At 44.7% G+C, this 16,582-nt stretch carries 16 protein-coding genes and 1 tRNA gene; 9 read left to right on the plus strand and 8 right to left on the minus strand.

Annotated features, from left to right (window positions below; all coding sequences use genetic code 11):
• Positions 1 to 72: 72 nt before the first annotated feature.
• Together R7E47_RS22905 and R7E47_RS22910 are read right to left on the minus strand one after the other, a co-directional pair.
• Positions 73 to 522: a DUF411 domain-containing protein gene (locus tag R7E47_RS22905; protein WP_005382005.1), complete on the minus strand. Its 450-nt coding sequence runs from the start codon at positions 520 to 522 to the stop codon at positions 73 to 75.
• 21 nt (positions 523 to 543) lie between these two features.
• Positions 544 to 3,240 (minus strand): copper-translocating P-type ATPase, encoded by a 2,697-nt coding sequence (locus tag R7E47_RS22910; protein ID WP_318085070.1) that lies wholly within the window; start codon positions 3,238 to 3,240, stop codon positions 544 to 546.
• Between the two features lie 478 nt (positions 3,241 to 3,718).
• Between R7E47_RS22910 and chiP the strand changes: the two genes are divergently transcribed.
• The 4 genes from chiP to R7E47_RS22930 all read left to right on the plus strand — a co-directional run bounded on the left by chiP (position 3,719) and on the right by R7E47_RS22930 (position 8,769).
• Entirely contained in the window at positions 3,719 to 4,840 is a 1,122-nt protein-coding gene (gene chiP, locus R7E47_RS22915) for a chitoporin (RefSeq protein ID WP_005382007.1), read from the plus strand.
• Between the two features lie 123 nt (positions 4,841 to 4,963).
• On the plus strand, positions 4,964 to 5,560 hold the full coding sequence (locus tag R7E47_RS22920; RefSeq protein ID WP_005382008.1) for a DUF2057 domain-containing protein: 597 nt from the start codon (positions 4,964 to 4,966) through the stop codon (positions 5,558 to 5,560).
• 177 nt (positions 5,561 to 5,737) lie between these two features.
• Positions 5,738 to 7,165, plus strand: coding sequence for a glutamate--tRNA ligase (gene gltX / locus R7E47_RS22925; RefSeq protein ID WP_005384075.1), 1,428 nt, complete (start codon positions 5,738 to 5,740; stop codon positions 7,163 to 7,165).
• 641 nt (positions 7,166 to 7,806) lie between these two features.
• Positions 7,807 to 8,769, plus strand: coding sequence for an OmpA family protein (locus R7E47_RS22930; RefSeq protein ID WP_005382010.1), 963 nt, complete (start codon positions 7,807 to 7,809; stop codon positions 8,767 to 8,769).
• A 115-nt stretch (positions 8,770 to 8,884) separates the two neighbouring features.
• Here R7E47_RS22930 and R7E47_RS22935 read toward each other — a convergent pair whose 3' ends face one another.
• From R7E47_RS22935 to R7E47_RS22945, 3 genes are all read right to left on the minus strand, one after another.
• Positions 8,885 to 9,391, minus strand: a complete 507-nt coding sequence (locus tag R7E47_RS22935) for a hypothetical protein (protein ID WP_005382011.1) — start codon at positions 9,389 to 9,391, stop codon at positions 8,885 to 8,887.
• A gap of 279 nt (positions 9,392 to 9,670) precedes the next feature.
• Positions 9,671 to 9,747 (minus strand) — tRNA-Arg (locus R7E47_RS22940).
• Between the two features lie 175 nt (positions 9,748 to 9,922).
• Positions 9,923 to 11,056, minus strand: a complete 1,134-nt coding sequence (locus R7E47_RS22945; RefSeq protein WP_025768949.1) for a flagellar assembly protein FlgT — start codon at positions 11,054 to 11,056, stop codon at positions 9,923 to 9,925.
• Positions 11,057 to 11,225: 169 nt separating this feature from the next.
• Here R7E47_RS22945 and R7E47_RS22950 point away from each other — a divergent pair, with 169 nt between their 5' ends.
• Positions 11,226 to 11,864, plus strand: coding sequence for a FlgO family outer membrane protein (locus tag R7E47_RS22950; RefSeq protein WP_005382013.1), 639 nt, complete (start codon positions 11,226 to 11,228; stop codon positions 11,862 to 11,864).
• Positions 11,865 to 11,873: 9 nt separating this feature from the next.
• Positions 11,874 to 12,305, plus strand: coding sequence for a flagellar assembly lipoprotein FlgP (gene flgP, locus R7E47_RS22955; protein WP_005382014.1), 432 nt, complete (start codon positions 11,874 to 11,876; stop codon positions 12,303 to 12,305).
• Between the two features lie 102 nt (positions 12,306 to 12,407).
• Here flgP and R7E47_RS22960 read toward each other — a convergent pair whose 3' ends face one another.
• The 3 genes from R7E47_RS22960 to flgA form a co-directional block, all read right to left on the minus strand.
• Positions 12,408 to 12,833 (minus strand): flagella synthesis protein FlgN, encoded by a 426-nt coding sequence (locus R7E47_RS22960; protein ID WP_005382015.1) that lies wholly within the window; start codon positions 12,831 to 12,833, stop codon positions 12,408 to 12,410.
• 27 nt (positions 12,834 to 12,860) lie between these two features.
• A complete protein-coding gene (gene flgM, locus R7E47_RS22965) occupies positions 12,861 to 13,175 on the minus strand; it encodes a flagellar biosynthesis anti-sigma factor FlgM (RefSeq protein ID WP_005382018.1) in 315 nt (104 codons plus the stop codon).
• 116 nt (positions 13,176 to 13,291) lie between these two features.
• Positions 13,292 to 14,038, minus strand: a complete 747-nt coding sequence (gene flgA, locus R7E47_RS22970; protein ID WP_005382020.1) for a flagellar basal body P-ring formation chaperone FlgA — start codon at positions 14,036 to 14,038, stop codon at positions 13,292 to 13,294.
• 76 nt (positions 14,039 to 14,114) lie between these two features.
• Between flgA and R7E47_RS22975 the strand changes: the two genes are divergently transcribed.
• The 3 genes from R7E47_RS22975 to flgB all read left to right on the plus strand — a co-directional run bounded on the left by R7E47_RS22975 (position 14,115) and on the right by flgB (position 16,579).
• Complete coding sequence (locus R7E47_RS22975; RefSeq protein WP_005382022.1) at positions 14,115 to 15,041, plus strand: chemotaxis protein CheV; 927 nt, start codon at positions 14,115 to 14,117, stop codon at positions 15,039 to 15,041.
• A gap of 11 nt (positions 15,042 to 15,052) precedes the next feature.
• Positions 15,053 to 15,880: a CheR family methyltransferase gene (locus tag R7E47_RS22980; RefSeq protein ID WP_005382024.1), complete on the plus strand. Its 828-nt coding sequence runs from the start codon at positions 15,053 to 15,055 to the stop codon at positions 15,878 to 15,880.
• Positions 15,881 to 16,183: 303 nt separating this feature from the next.
• Positions 16,184 to 16,579: a flagellar basal body rod protein FlgB gene (gene flgB / locus R7E47_RS22985; protein WP_005382026.1), complete on the plus strand. Its 396-nt coding sequence runs from the start codon at positions 16,184 to 16,186 to the stop codon at positions 16,577 to 16,579.
• Positions 16,580 to 16,582: the final 3 nt, after the last annotated feature.

The following is a 16,582-nucleotide window of genomic DNA, read 5'->3' on the forward strand; positions in this document are numbered from 1 at the left end:
TTGGCGCTGGACTAAACAAAGGCCCCCTTTTAGGGGGCTCACACAAAGCCACCTTCTTTAGAAGGTGGTAATTTACTGGTCGTTGCCTTCGTGGTGGCTATATTCGAACACTTGGCCTTTTTCGTTAAAGGCGTAAACGGTGTAGCTGTCTTTTTTGTCGCCATATTCCATACCAGGGGAGCCCATTGGCATGCCCGGTACTGATAGGCCTTTTGCGTTACGTGGTGGATTTTTCAAAAACGCTTTAATGTCTTCGGCTGGAATGTGACCTTCGAACAGATAGCCGTTGATCTCTGCCGTGTGGCAAGAGTAAAGCTGTTCGTTCTTGATGCCTAGATCGCGTTTGATGGCGTTCATGTCATCGTGCAATTTTTCTTCGACCGTAAAGCCGTTCTCTTCCATGTGTTTTGTCCATTCTCCACAACAGCCACAGTATGGCGATTTATGGTTAATGACATCGGCTGCCAATACGTTGGCGGACACGGTCGCAAGCATTGCAAAGGTCAATAGTTTCAACTTCATAATACCCTCAAAAAGAAGTGGTTATTTTACTGAAAACAGTCGTAGTCGATTTGCATTACTAACGACAGTAATTGAAGACAGTGCCATTGCCGCTCCTGCGACAACAGGACTGAGCAAAAATCCAAACGCTGGATAAAGCACACCAGCGGCAACTGGAATACCCAACGAGTTGTAAACAAAGGCTCCAAATAGGTTTTGCTTCATGTTCTTAAGTGTAGCGCGAGAGAGTTCAATCGCATGTACTACCGCCATTGGTGACGTGTTCAGGATGGTCATTTGCGAACTTTCAATGGCGACATCACTGCCGCTACCCATGGCAATACCAAGGTTGGCTAAGGCAAGAGCAGGGGCGTCGTTAATGCCATCCCCCACCATTGCCACGACATGTCCTTGAGATTGAAGTTGCTCAATGTGCTGAGCTTTCTCATCTGGCATTACTTGGGCAATCACTTCATCAATACCAAGTTCTTGGCCGATAGCATTGGCAACGTGTTGGTTATCGCCCGTCAGCATTACCGTTTTGATGCCTTGCGATTTTAATGCAGAGAGCGCTTGTTTCGCATCTGATTTGATCGGGTCGGCAATGGCGATCAGACCGATCAGTTCGCCGTTCAATGCCACAGCTACCGGAGTCCACGCATTTTTTGCGCATTCATCGATGGCAGGTTTTAGTGCGCTAGTCTCGACGTTCTCTGTTTGCATAAATTGAAGCGAACCAATGAGCAGCGGTTTATCTTGATACGTCGCCAAAATGCCGCGCCCGCGAACGTTCTCAAACTTGTCTAATGAGACGTCTTTTGCGTCGTGTCGTTTGGCGTAATCACATACCGCTTTTGCCAGTGGGTGCTCAGACTGACGCTCTGCCGCATACGCTAAAGCCAATAGATCTTCTTGGCTGGTGGCGTGAGTAAACACTTGCTGAACGCTAGGTTTACCTTGGGTAAGCGTGCCAGTTTTGTCGAACACAACCGTGTCGACTTTGCTTGCCAATTGCAGGGCGTCGGCGTCTTTGATCAGAATGCCGAGCTCTGCGGCTTTACCCACTCCCACCGTGACAGAAAGTGGGGTTGCTAAGCCTAGAGCGCAAGGGCATGCGATGATCAGGACGGTTGTGGTGACCACCAGCATATAACTCGCTTTTGGCTCTGGGCCAACGGCAAACCAAACGAGCGCGGCCAGTATTGCTATGCCAACAACGACAGGGACAAACACCGATGAAATCTGGTCTGCCAGTTTCGCGATGGCTGGCTTACTGCTTTGCGCTGTGCGCACCATGCGGATGATACGAGCCAGCATGGTATTTGCGCCAATGCCCGTTGCCTCAATGACTAATCCACCATCGGTATTTAATGTCCCAGCAGACACTTGAGCCTCTTGCGCTTTTAACACTGGTACTGGTTCACCAGTGAGCATCGACTCATCAATGTATGATTCACCTTGAATCACAACACCATCAACAGGCACTTTCTCGCCTGGTTTGATACGCAGTTTCATGCCTAGCGTGATTTGCTCAACCGCGATTTGTTGATCGCCTTGTTCCGTAATTACCGTAGCTTGCTGAGGTTGCAGGTTAATCAGAGCTTGCAATGAGCGTGTTGTGTTTGCTTTGGCTTTTGCTTCTATATAGTGCCCAAGAGAAATTAAGCCGATGATCATTGCACTCGCTTCAAAGTACACGTGGCGTGAAGCAAGAGGGAACCAGTCTGGGAAAATCACCACAAGCATCGAATAGAACCACGCTGCGCCAGTACCGAGCGCGACTAACGTGTCCATGGTGGCGCGCTTGTGAGTAGCTGCTAACCAAGCGTTACTGAAGAAGTGTTTCCCTGCTGTGGCAAGAAGGAGTAAACATACGATACCGATCGCGCCCCAAGCTAATTGGTCGTTGGTGTTGCGAATCATCATATTGCCGCCAGCAACGCCCCAAATCATTAAAGGGGCACCGACGACAAGGCCAGCAATAGCATCCAGTTTAAAGCGTTTTTGTTGCTGACGTTGTTGCTGTGCTTGCTTTTCTTGCTGGGTTGCGGCGTCTTGTAGGATCTCTGCTTGGTAACCGGCGTGTTTTACCGATTCAACAATTGCGTTAAGGAGGTCATCAGAGTCTTGGCTTGCGAATACTAGTGCGCTTTGTTCTGCAAGGTTGACCTGTGCCTTCTCAACGCCTTCTACGTTAGTAAGTGCTTTCTCTACTGAAGAGACGCAACTCGCACACGTCATGCCTTGAATCAGCATTTGCAATTGAATACTCGCTGGTGGCACCTGCGTATCTTTAATATTGCTTTGCTTTTCTACCTGTTCGGTCTCTGGTGAGCTTTCGTTCTCTACTTCAACAGAATCAAGGTTGGCGGTATAGCCGAGTGTTGCTATTAAGTCGATCACTTGTTGCTCGGAGAGGAGGGTACGAATCTCTAAGTGCGTTGTTGAAGCCTCAAAAGAAATAACGTCTTGATTAGATTCTAATAAAGATGAAAGTTTTTTGACGCAACCGCCACAGCTTAAGCCTGAAAGGTTTAGCTCGTAGTGATTTCCTGCTTGGTAACCAAGAGATTCAATCGACGAGACGAGCTCTTTAAGAGAAGACTCGGTTTTGACCTCTACTTGCGTCGGGGACAAATTGAGGATCTCCACATCGTGATTCGCATGTAAAGCATTCTCAACTTTTCTCGCACAGCCCATGCAGTTGAGCCCTGATAAAGGTATAACTAACTGATACATAATCTGCACCTCAATAGTAGTGATGCTATGAGCTTAAACCTTCCTGCAAGGGTAAGGTCAATACCCATTTGCTACTCACAACAATTTCGTCAAAATCTCTCGAATCCCACAAGTGCACGGTCATTTTACTTGCGAGTGATCTCAAGGTTTTTTCTCTTTGAATATAAAGTTCCGTTAAAACACCTAAAAGATGAATGAAGTCGCTCACGTTTTTTAGATGCTCTCAATGTCAGTTCAGTGTCAAAACGTACTTTTAACGTTTTTTATTTTTTATATTTGATGTTAACTAATTGTTTTTTATTGATTTATTTTATTTTTGATCTTCTCATTTTGAAGTCGCTCAGATTGCTGTAGGGAAAGTTTTTTAGTGCGAAAAAAGTTTGTCATATTTGCCCCGTCCAAACACTGTTTCAAGTTCCTGCCATGTCCTAGTTAGTGAATTTGAAAATGGAAAAAACTAAAAATATAGGGGTTTATAATGTCTTACCTAAAGAAAAGCCTACTTGCCACGGCAATTACCGGCATGATGTTCAGTGGTGCTGCATTTGCTGATGGTGCAAACAGTGACGCAGCAAAAGAGTTTCTAACCAAAGATTCATTTTCTTATGAAGTTTACGGGATCATCGCGATGCAGGCCGCGTACCGCGATTACGATTCTGGCAGCAAAGCAACGGACGATGATTTGGGTGGCATGCAGCTAAACAACGAATCTCGTATCGGTTTCCGTGGTAAAAAACAATTTGCTAACTTCGACCCTACTTTTATTTGGCAAATCGAAGGCGGTTATGTAGACCCTAGCTTTGGTGGCGAGGGCGCAGGTCTTGGTGAACGTGACACATTCGTCGGTTTTGAAAGTGCATCTTGGGGTCAAATTCGTCTGGGTCGCGTTTTGACACCTATGTACGAATTGGTTGACTGGCCAGCATCTAACCCTGGTCTCGGCGATGTATACGACTGGGGTGGTGCTATTGGTGGTGCCAAGTACCAAGACCGTCAATCAAACACTATCCGCTGGGACTCTCCAATGTTTGCTGACAAATTCTCCCTAGATATCGCAGCTGGTGCAGGTGATAAAGCAGGTCTAGGTGAAGGGGATGACTACTGGGGTGGTATCGCAGCACACTACAAAATTGGTCCTATCCAGTTAGATGCGGCATATGAAGGTAACCGTAATATCAAGATGGAAAGCCAAACGTGGGAAAACAACACGTACTTGGTAGGGGCACAAGGCTGGTTTGATAACGGGATCTCTTTCTTTGCGCAATACAAATACATGGAAGCGGACGCAAGCAATGGTGTGAGTGAAAAGCAAGATGCAATGTCTGCCGCTATCATGTACACCACGGGTGATTGGCAATACAAACTGGCTTACGCCGCTAACTTTGATCTAGAGCGTGATGGTAAGAAAATTAACGATACAGCGGACGATGTGTTATCAGCACAAGTTATGTATTTCGTAGACCCATCGGCAGTGCTGTACGTACGTGCTCGTACTCTAGACTTTGGCGACGGTGCGTCTCAATTAGATAAACCAACAGAAGCACGTTGGAAGTCTGCTGACTACGACGAGTTCTCTGTAGGTGTTGAATACTACTTCTAATTAAAGAAGCAGCTAAAAGGGCGGAAACGCCCTTTTTATCTTGATACTTATTCAAATAAGCCTTTGAAATGACTGGCCTGTAAATTTTAGAGGCTTATCTAAATTGGTATAAAGTGAGAAACCATGATGAAAAAAACAACGACACTTCTCGGACTTTGCGCAATGCTTTCGGCGCCAGCTTTTGCTGCTCAACTCACTCTGCAATCTGAATTAGTTCCTCGCGTTCTCAACGGCGAGTTCGTCTACCCTGAGTGGATATCCAAGAACAACAGCATCGAGTTAAAAGATGGGGAAAACCAATTAGCGGTAACGGTTGGACAAATCGTATTTGAAGATGGAAAGCGCCGTAAATTCGATTCGCAGCCGCTGGTATTAGAGTTTGATGCAGAAAAAGACACCGAGCTTTCTCTGACTTATCAAACATTCCGTACTATTGAAGAGGCGAGAGCCTTCGAACTCGATCCTAAAGTGGTATTGAAAGACAAAAACGGAAAAGAAGTGGCATTCTCTATGGTTCAACTTCGTAAAGGTGGTTTGCAAGGTTTTCGTGATTACGAACGAGAAGTTGCCGACTATAATAACGCAATGAATAAAGAATCGACTAAGGCAAGCATTGCGTCTTCTCCAGCGGAAACCAAAACAATCAAAGCATCGTTTAATGAATTGAGCCGTGAAGAGCAGCAAGAATTTATGCAATGGGCAATGCGTAACCTGAAGTAATTTCGTCTCGTGCTTTAACAGTAAATAGCAGGGCTGTGCCTTTTTGGTTCTGCCCCGTTTTTATTTCTGTTGTCAAACCGATTGTAGAATTGACTTACGGTGGTAAAATGTCGCCACTTTTATCCTTGACATTACAACGAGAGATCTCTCGTTGCTCATTACCCCTAAGGAACTCAAATGACGGTTAAAACTCGTTTTGCTCCTAGCCCAACTGGCTATCTACACGTTGGTGGTGCGCGTACTGCACTTTACTCTTGGCTATACGCTAAAAACCAAGGTGGTGAATTCGTTCTACGTATCGAAGATACAGACCTTGAGCGTAACTCTCAGGAAGCGGTTGATGCAATTCTTGAAGGCATGGAATGGCTAGGCTTGGAGTGGGATGAAGGTCCTTACTACCAAACTCAACGTTTTGACCGTTACAACGAAATGGTTGATAAGCTTCTTGCTGAAGACAAAGCTTACAAATGTTACGCGTCTAAAGAGCTGCTAGATGAAATCCGTGCAGAGCAAGAAGCAAATAAAGAAATGCCTCGCTACGATGCTAACCATCCAAAAATCAAAGCAGCAAACGAAGCGGCAAAAGATGGCGATCCATGTGTTATCCGTTTCCGTAACCCGAAAGAAGGCAGCGTAGTATTTGATGATCAAATCCGTGGTCGCATTGAAATCCGCAACGATCAAATGGATGACCTAATCATTCGTCGTACTGACGGTTCACCTACTTACAACTTCTGTGTAGTAGTGGATGACTGGGACATGGGTATCACTCACGTTGTTCGTGGCGAAGACCACATCAACAACACCCCTCGTCAAATCAACATCTACGAAGCACTAGGTGCGCCAGTACCTACATTTGCACACTGTGCAATGATCCTGGGTGATGACGGCGCGAAACTGTCTAAACGTCACGGCGCTGTATCAGTCATGCAATACCGCGATATGGGTTACCTGCCTGCGGCACTAAACAACTACCTAGTGCGCCTTGGTTGGTCTCATGGTGACCAAGAAATCTTCTCTCAAGAAGAGATGATCAATCTATTTAGCCTAAACGCAGTATCTAAGTCAGCGTCTGCTTTTAACACTGATAAACTGCAATGGTTGAACAACCACTACATCAAGAACTCAGACCCTGCGTACGTTGCTGAGCATCTACAATGGCATCTAGATCAACAAAAACTAGACGTAACGAATGGTCCTGCTATCACTGACGTGATCAAGCTAGTGGGTGAGCGTTGCAACACGCTAGTTGAGCTAGCTGAGCAAATCCGTTACTTCTATGAAGATTTCTCTGAGTTTGAAGCGGGCGCAGCGAAGAAACATCTACGTGGCGTGGCTAAAGAGCCTCTAGAACTTGCATTAGCGAAAGTGGAAGCACTAACTGAGTGGACGACAGCTAACATCAAAGATGGCGTTATCGCAGCAGTATGTGAAGAGTTGGAAATCGGCATGGGCAAAATCGGTATGCCATTACGTGTTGCTGTAACAGGAGGCGGTCAGTCTCCTTCTGTCGATGCAGTCATGGAGCTGGTTGGAAAAGAGCGTTGTATTGCTCGCATTAAGATGGCGCTTGAGTTCATTGCTGAGCGTGAAGCAAACGCATAATTGCTTTGAACTGAACGTTCTTTTGAATAAATAGTCACAAAGCCGCGGTGAGCAACCGCGGCTTTTTTGTATCTTCAATTTAGATAACGAGAAACTTTCTCTCATATTGGTGAATGAAGAGATGGTTTCACCTGTAATTTACCTCAATATGGATAAGATTTTTTAATCCAAATATCGTTGGCATGAATAAAAAACGAGCGATTATATATCAAATATCTGATTGATTTTTATCCATGTTCCTTAAAGTTCCATTTTGTTTGTCTCATTTTTAAGAAAAAACCTTTGCTTTAGCTATGTTGTTTCAAAAAATAAAGCAAACGTTTGCGTCGTGATTGCGTGGGGATTTTTTTGCTTAAGATCACATGTTGTCGAGATTTTTGATGACAATAAATTGACAGAATTGGGATTTTTCTCGCGATTTCTTAGCGTTATAGTTCATCCCGTCAGCGATACCGAGATGGCGATATGTATCACTGAACAGGAAATGTACGTAAGTTGCTTCCATAAAAAAAATGCATGTGCATAAAAAGAAGCTGACTAAGTATCTCACTCAAGGAATGAATAAAAAGAATTGAAATACAACGTCAGTCAGACGGCGCATTTCGGCATCTAACAAAAGAACTTCTTTAGAGGAATCAATAATGAAAAAATTAGCAGCGGTAATTTCAGCGTCTCTACTTATGGCTTCAGCAGCACAAGCAGAAGTATACGTTGGTGGTAAGATGGGTAAGTCATGGATGGAAGACGCGTGTGTAGCGGGCCAGGCTTGTGACAAAGACGATTCTACTCTTGGCGCTTTTGTTGGTTACGAAATGAATAAATACTTCGCAGTAGAAGCGGGTTTCGACAACATCGGTGATTTTAACCAAACTTCTTTCGGTGGCCACGTAGAAGCAATCACTCTTGCTCCTAAATTTAGCCTACCAATCACTGAAGACATCGCACTTTACGGTAAAGTGGGTGGCGCTTACGTAATGTTTGATGGCAAAGATGATTACTCTTACCTAGGCGCAGCTGGTCTTGAATTCAACCTAAGCCAAAACGTAACAGCTCGTGCGGAATACCAAACACTGACTGACATCAGCAACGATGTAACTCGTGCGACAGGTAACACTGCAACACTAGGTGTTTCTTTCAAATTCGGCGGCAACGATGAGCCAGTAATCGTAGAAGAGCCAGTTGTTGTTGAAGAAGTGGTTGTAGAAGAAGTGGTAGAAGAGCCTGTTGTAGTTACGAAAACATTCGAAACTCAAACAATTGGCACAGGTAGCTTCGATCTAAACAGCACAACTCTAAAACCAGAGAGCGCTGCAAAACTTGATAACCTAGTTGCTTTCCTAAACGAGCACCCACAAGCGAACGTTGAAGTTGTAGGTTACACAGATACGTCTGGTCCAGCAGCTTACAACCTAAAAGTTTCTGAAAAACGTGCTGAGTCTGTTGCTAACGCACTCGTTGAAAAAGGTATTGATTCATCACGTATCCAAGCTCGTGGCGAAGGTGAAAACAACCCAATCGCTTCAAACGACACTCGTGAAGGTCGTCAACAAAACCGTCGCGTAGAAGTCGTTGTTCCAGAATTTGAATACCAAGTTCAGCAATAAGCTCCTATTCGACCGTAGTATAGAAGACTGAAGCTGAAAGCCCCAAAGAGTTCGCTCTTTGGGGCTTTTTATTTCTCTTCAAAAAACTGACTGAAATGTTCAAAGTGGCCAGGTATTACTTAAGATCAATGCTGTTTAAACGCCCCATAAATGTCAGGATCTCCAAGTTATCTTTATGTGCTTCTAACAACGCTTTTTTGGTTTGCATGTAGGCGGCAAGTTTGCCGTACTTACTAATAGAGCGAACCACCGTTTTATATTTATACTCACCGTCATCATTGAACTCTCGCCACTTGGCGATGTAACACGTATCTCGGTTGTCAGGGTTTTCAAGAGTAGGGTTAGGCTTGTGAACGATTTTAGGCTCAACGCTATGTGGAAGCCTAGTCATTAGGTAAGGGTCTTTCAAAAGACGTCGCCAGAATTTGCCCCACATTTGCCGGCCTAACTCGTTTCTCAGCTTAATGGCTTTTTGTAAGCCTTTCTTTTCTCCAATACGAACAAATCCTACCGAGCGGTGTAGTACCGTATCCTCGGGGGTATGGATATGTATCTTAAAGGCTGTCTTGCCTTTAGAAATAAAGCGGTGTCCAGTGTTAGTTATTAAATTGCTCTTAGACATAGTGCTAACTAATAATTTTATTAATAGCTAAAAGGGTAAGCAAAACTCATAGATAATTAAAGTAATAAAATACAAAACTGTAAATAGGGCTTGTTGAAATGATTTCAAGGGGAAGAAGTCAGATCAGTAGAAGGGTTTATCCCGTAACCGAAACACCCGATCCGATCATATTGATTACTGGGAAGATTATCTAACACGGTGTACTAGGGGGAGCAGTGCGAGGCTTGAAATTGAAGATACAAAAAAGCCTTAGCTCAAGTGGGAGCTAAGGCTATGATATGGCGCCCCCAGTAGGATTCGAACCTACGACCTGTCCCTTAGGAGGGGACTGCGCTATCCAGCTGTGCCATGGGGGCGTAATACCAATAGTTGCAGTTCATTGCACTGTTTTACTGAGTTCAAATCTAGCAATCTACCAGATCTGTATCAGCATCACGTTGAACGATTCGCTACGGTCATTGGTATAATCAAATAAGATGCGCTGCCTATGATATTCAAAAGTGAGCATATCTCAAGACTTAATGTTTGCTTTTATAGGATCTTGTTCATTACGTCGCCAATTTGAACGCTAGATGCTAAATTTGGCTGATCAATCGTCAGTTCCGCTTCGTGTTCGTATATGCGTGATACCGTTAATGTAATTTCGCTTTGCGAGACTTTGTTTCTTGGCAATCCATTTTGGTCGATAAACGACGCGGTGTGCCAAAGCTGCAATTTGTCTCCCTCTTTTACGCCGTGCATACGGCCGAGATCCATCGTTACGGTATTACCGAAGACTGCCACAACCTCTGGCAGTGTAATTTTGCAAGATAGCTCCGACTCCAGATCCAACATAATATTGCGACTAACGCGAAGCATCATCTCGCCATAGGTCGATGCCCAAAAACGTGCACTACGAGTGTCCACTTGACTCGTCTTAGCAAATGGCCAACGCGCGACCTCACGGTAGGCTTTGTTGAAGATTTCATGGCCAGTTTTACCATCAAATACTTTCATTTCTAACGCAAACTGACGATTGATGATGTCATCTTGCAATAGTTGAGATTCGACCGTTGCAGTGAGATCGGTAATGACCCCTCCAATGATGTATTGTGCGCCATTGTCTTGCGCGATCATTTGAGTGCGAGCAGGATAGTTGCTGCTTATTGAGTAGTCCGTTGTACCAACAGACACAAAGCTGCGTGAGGTTTGATCAAGTTGACGGTTCACTACGTGGCTAAAATCGTCACCAACTTGATAAATTTGTCCCATCACTGCTTGTTGTGGTGATGCGACCTCAATATTGCCGACCAGCATTGTCTTTTTGTATTGATCGGTGTGGCAACCCGTTGCCGATGGATAAATATCAACGCGGATTTTTACCTCGACTTTACCGCGACGTTTGCGTTCAGACTCCACCAAAATGTAACGGACTTCATGATTGGTAAACTGGTATTCGTTGCGACTTTCTTCTAATAGCGGCATCAAGTTGCTAATACTGCCAATATCTGCGCCCGAAAAATTGACGGCTTTGAACAGCGCGTCTTCCAACGCATGGAGCCTTGCCGTCTCTTCTGAAGAAACGATGGTGGCAACGCCTGTGACTTCATACCAAGATGCCATTACCTTAAAAGGCAGAAGCATCACTAAAGTGATTGAAAACAGACTGTTTAATATTTTTTTCATTGGTTACAACCGTTCGGGTATAAATATTGCTTTAACAAATTCAGTGAAGTTTGGTGGGTTTTTCTTCGTTAGGCAAACAAAGAAAAGCAAAGACTGTTCCAATATTCACTTTCTTGGAAAGGAATTAATAAAGAACGGTATCACCTAAGATTATCTGGAGAATCAAACCATGAAAAAGTGGCTTGTCGCTGCATCGATGATGACGCTTCTGACATCGTGCGCGTACTCACCGATTTACAATGGTAAAGAACCTTACTCGGGAAGCCAGTTCATGCTGATGGATAGTCCGCGTCATACGATGGACTTTTTCATTGAGAGCATGACAGAAGACCTGATGGTTTCTAATGTGGCAGTATCAGCGCGGACACCGATTGCGATTACCTCGTTTGTTGATCTACAAAATATGGATGCAACAAACTGGTTAGGTAACTCGGTCTCTGAAGGTTTTATCCATCAGTTTCAGCGCCGAGGGTTTAAAGTGGTTGATTTCAAAACTACGGGCTCTATTCAAGTGACGCAACAGGGCGATTTTGCTTTAAGTCGTGATTGGCAAGATTTAGCTCAAGAGCAGCAAATTCAGTATGTATTGACCGGAACGATGCTGCGCCAAGAGGGGGGAGTGCTTGTCAATGCACGCGTGGTTGGCATGCAAAGCCGTGTAGTTGTAGCGACAGCGCAAGGTTTCCTTCCGGCTGACCGTATTGGGCGTGACTTAGATACGTTAAATAGCATCCGCACACAAGATGGTGTGTTGATTCGTTCTGACCCTACCATTCGTCAGCCGTACACTGTGATTCTCCGTCCATAGGATAGAAGCATGAAGAAGTTATTATTTATTGTTGCCACACTGATATTGGTTGGGTGTCAGCCATTACAACAGATGCGTCAAGATGAAATCTTAGTGGCGGTGGGCTACGCCAGCGTCAGTGAGCAAACAGGCCGCACAGTAGAAGAAAAGCGTGTACGTGCAATGCGCGCATCAAAAATTGATGCTTATCGTGAGCTAGCAGAGCAAGTTTATGGCATGCGTGTTAGTGGACGTGCAGAGCTGCAAGACCAGCGTTTGGGTATTGAAAGCACCACTGGTGCCGTCGATGGTGTAATTCGTGGTGCAGAAGTTGTGCGTAGTTATCTTGTTGAAGACAGTTATGTGACTGAGCTGCGTCTGGATATCCGTAAGATGGATAAGCTACGTGATTATGGAGAAGTTCAGCAAGTGCCTGAGAAGCGTCAGCAAACTTTGTTTTAAACCATTTCACTAGACAGATAATCTTTTTGAGCGGCTGATTGGTAACAATGAGTCGCTTTTTTATATCTACGTGAGCGCGGGAATTGAGGGTAGGAGTGACGTTTAAGCTTTTATATTGGTGCCAAGCGTCGAGATGGTGTGGGTTTTTCCGCCCGCATTGTAGGTCATGCCAACTTTGCCATGAGTTCGCTGGAGCATGTTGTTGAGTTTATTGAAGCTCAGCTGTGCGCGACTAAGCGATTCGCCATTTACTTGGTTAACTTGTTGACAGTCGAGGACGATCGATTGGATTTGAGCAACAACCTGACTTAGGTGCTCATCTTCAGTAAGTTGATTGACGTGCGGGTGAGAGGCGATTCGCTGATCAGTTGTTCTGAGCTGATCAATGAGCGTCATCTTCTGTTTGGCAATGTTCTCAATCTCGGTAGAGACACGCGCCGTTATTGCTTGTGTTTCTTGGCGTAAAACAGCGGAAAGTGCCTTAGCATTTTCTAGCTGGAAATTAACGAGATCGACTAATGCTGCCATAAAATACTTACCTTCGGCCTAAGTCAGTTAGCTTTTGCCTTGCAATTCGTTTTCAAACTTAATCATGTTGTCAGCCAATTTTTCAGGATCGACTTTGTATGAACCGTTTGTGATAGCTTCTTTGATTGCTGCAACTTTGGCGCTGTCATATGCCGGAGAAGCTGCCATATCCTTCTGGAGTTTACTGACGGCTTTACTTTGCTGGCTGAGTGATACTGCGTCTTGTTGCGCTGGCGCCTTTTTTGATTCTGTCGTGCTGGTAGCATTGGAATCGTTACGTGCAGGTGCGCGACTTGTTGTCGTCATCATTTGCCCTGAACGTATATTATCTATACCTGCCATGTTTAACCTTTGCCTTGTATCGTAATACTGGTATCCAGACTATCGACCAGCGCAAAAATAACTTTAGTCATTTTTTGCATTTTTATTGATCAGTTTAAACACGCTACCAGTGGGTATTAAAAATTAACAGTGATTTCCGCAATGTCAGTCACTATGCCTTCTATTATACGTTGCGACTTATCATTTTTCACTCTTACTTGATCGCCAGCTGAACCATCCTGCAATGCTGTGCCTTGCGTTGTGATCGTCATGCCAGAATTCACCGCTTTGATAATGACCTTTTCATTTCGGCATACCACACAAACATCATTTCTCTCTACGACATCGCCTAAGCGAACATTACGCTTTAGCTTTGCCCCAACCACTTGATCGTAGCTAGAAAATCCATCTTTACGAAAGCGCTGTAGCTCGATCATGGAAGTGGTAACATCCGATGCGCTGACGATTTCTCCTCTCCCTAGTGTTCGTGTAGCGACGATCATTGGTACTGATACCGAGATCCTCACAGGGACATAGACTTTCCAGTCATCCGGTTGGCATTCCACTAACACATTGATGTTACTTCTCGTGCTGCTGGTGGAAGAGGCAGATGTATCTAACGGAACAGGGCAATCCGTTGCTTTTATTCTCGAGTCGATCTCTGCCGCATTAACAGATAGCTCGCCACCATCAGGCTGATCAACCGTAGCAAGAATATGTTGTTCTGCTGCTGTTTTTATTTGCTCGATCTGATTATCTGAAGCTGAATGAACAAAAAAGCTAAACATACTGAGCAAAATGCCGATAGACTTAGCGTACTTTGTAATTAGCGCTCTACATATTGTCATAGTCAATGGTGTCGAAGTGAAAGTGAAATACGCCATACTGTCTCCCTGGTATCGTGCTTGCCAGTGGTAGAGTATCATTTAAAAACAAAAAGTTTGAGATGGAGATGAGCATATGACGGGGATTCTTGACTCGGTGAATCAGCGTACGCAACTCGTCGGTCAGAACCGATTGGAATTATTGACCTTTCGACTGATGGGCCGACAGCGCTACGGCATTAACGTATTCAAAGTGAAAGAAGTACTACAGTGCCCTAAGCTGACTTCAATGCCAAATCTACACCCTCTGGTTAAAGGTATCGCTCATATCCGCGGCCATACCGTGTCCGTTATTGATTTGAGCCTGGCAATTGGTGGCCGCCCAACCACTGATTTAGATAAATGTTTTGTTGTTATTGCAGAATTTAACCGTACGATCCAAGCATTTTTGGTATCATCGGTTGAGCGTATTATCAATATGCATTGGGAAGCGATTTTGCCACCGCCAGACGGCGCAGGTAAAGCGCACTACTTGACTGCCGTTACAAACATTGACAATGAGCTGGTTGAAATCCTTGACGTTGAAAAAATCCTGGCAGAAATTGCGCCAGTTGATGAAACGATGGATTCCGCTATTGGCGAAGAAATCGCACAAGCAGAACAAGAAAAGCCTATTGTACGCCGCATACTGATTGCTGATGACTCGACGGTCGCGCGTAAACAGGTAGAGCGTGCGATTACATCCATCGGTTTTGAGGTCGTATCTGTCAAAGACGGCAAAGAAGCGTACAATAAGTTGATTGAAATGGCTCAAGAAGGCAATATCTACGATCAAATTTCGTTGGTTATTTCCGATATTGAAATGCCAGAAATGGACGGCTATACCTTAACGGCTGAAATTCGCAGACATGCCGATTTGAAAGACCTTTATGTTATCCTCCATTCTTCATTAAGTGGTGTATTCAACCAAGCTATGGTTGAGCGTGTAGGTGCCAACACCTTCATTGCGAAATTTAACCCAGATGAGTTGGGTAACGCGGTTAAATCTGCATTAACACAATAAAAGAGACATTAATGACTGCTATTACAATCAGTGATCAAGAGTATCGTGACTTTAGCCGTTTTCTAGAATCGCAATGTGGCATCGTGTTAGGTGATAGCAAGCAATACCTCGTGCGTAGCCGACTGAGTCCTTTAGTGACGAAGTTTAAGCTCGCATCGTTATCAGATTTGCTACGTGATGTTGTTACAGGGCGTAATCGAGAATTACGAGTCGCCGCTGTGGATGCGATGACGACTAACGAAACCTTGTGGTTTCGAGATACTTATCCGTTCACGGTTTTAGCTGACAAATTATTGCCAGAAGTAGCGGCAAGCAAGCGCCCAATTAAGATCTGGTCTGCTGCCAGTTCATCGGGCCAAGAACCGTATTCTATTGCAATGACGATCCTGGAAACGCAACAGCGCAAGCCGGGCTTGTTACCAAACGTGTCCATTACAGCCACAGATATTTCGGCAAGTATGCTCGAGATGTGTCGTGCAGGGGTGTACGACAACTTGGCTTTGGGTCGCGGGCTTTCACCAGAACGTCGTCGCACCTTCTTTGAAAATGCGGACGGTGGTCGCATGAAAGTCAAAGATAACGTCAAGCGTTTGGTGAACTTTCGTCCACAAAACCTGATGGACAGTTACGCACTGATGGGTAAGTTCGACATCATTTTCTGTCGTAACGTATTGATTTACTTTTCTCCAGAAATGAAATCTAAAGTGCTTAACCAAATGGCGAGCAGTTTAAACCCTGGTGGTTACTTGCTGTTAGGGGCATCAGAGTCGCTAACTGGTCTGACTGATAAATTTGAAATGGTGCGCTGTAATCCGGGCATCATTTACAAGCTTAAATAGCGGTATCTCTTCATTGATAGAAAAGCCTGACTTCGTGTCAGGCTTTTTTGTTTGTTACCTTTCTGCGCCGAGCGCTTCATGTATCACTCAATTAGTTGAAGCGCGTTTTTGCCTTGTGCCCTCAACACGGTGTATCTTTATTAAGTGAGCAAAGTGATACGACATGACATTCCAGTTACTTTGGCTCACTTATTGCTATTTCAATTCACGGTAACCACTAGGTTGGTGTAATGCTTTAGGTTTTGGCATGCTAATTGCTTTTTGGTTATCAATCACGGTCAGTTCTTAATTGTAGAGGCAAACATGGCTATATCTTTTGACAATGCACTAGGCATCCACCAGCACACGGTGGGCGTACGTGAGCGCAATGCAGAGGTGATTTCCACCAACATCGCACAAGCAAACACGCCTGGTTACAAAGCAAGAGGTTTAGACTTTGCGAAGGAATTGCAAGCGGCAACATCTGGGGCAAGCATTGGTCTTAGTCGCACAGATGGTCGGCATATTCCTGCCACTACAACGTTGGTTGGGGACAAGTTATATCGTCTTCCTACGCAACCAGATACGGGAGATGGCAACACGGTAGACTTGGATTTAGAGCGTAACTTGTTTATGCAAAACCAAATCAGACACCAAGCATCACTCGACTTTCTAGGCAGCAAATTCAAGAACTTAACCAAAGCAATCAAAGGGGAATAATTT

The organism is Vibrio sp. Vb1026 (assembly GCF_033338745.1).
Taxonomy (GTDB): Bacteria; Pseudomonadota; Gammaproteobacteria; order Enterobacterales; family Vibrionaceae; genus Vibrio; species Vibrio alginolyticus.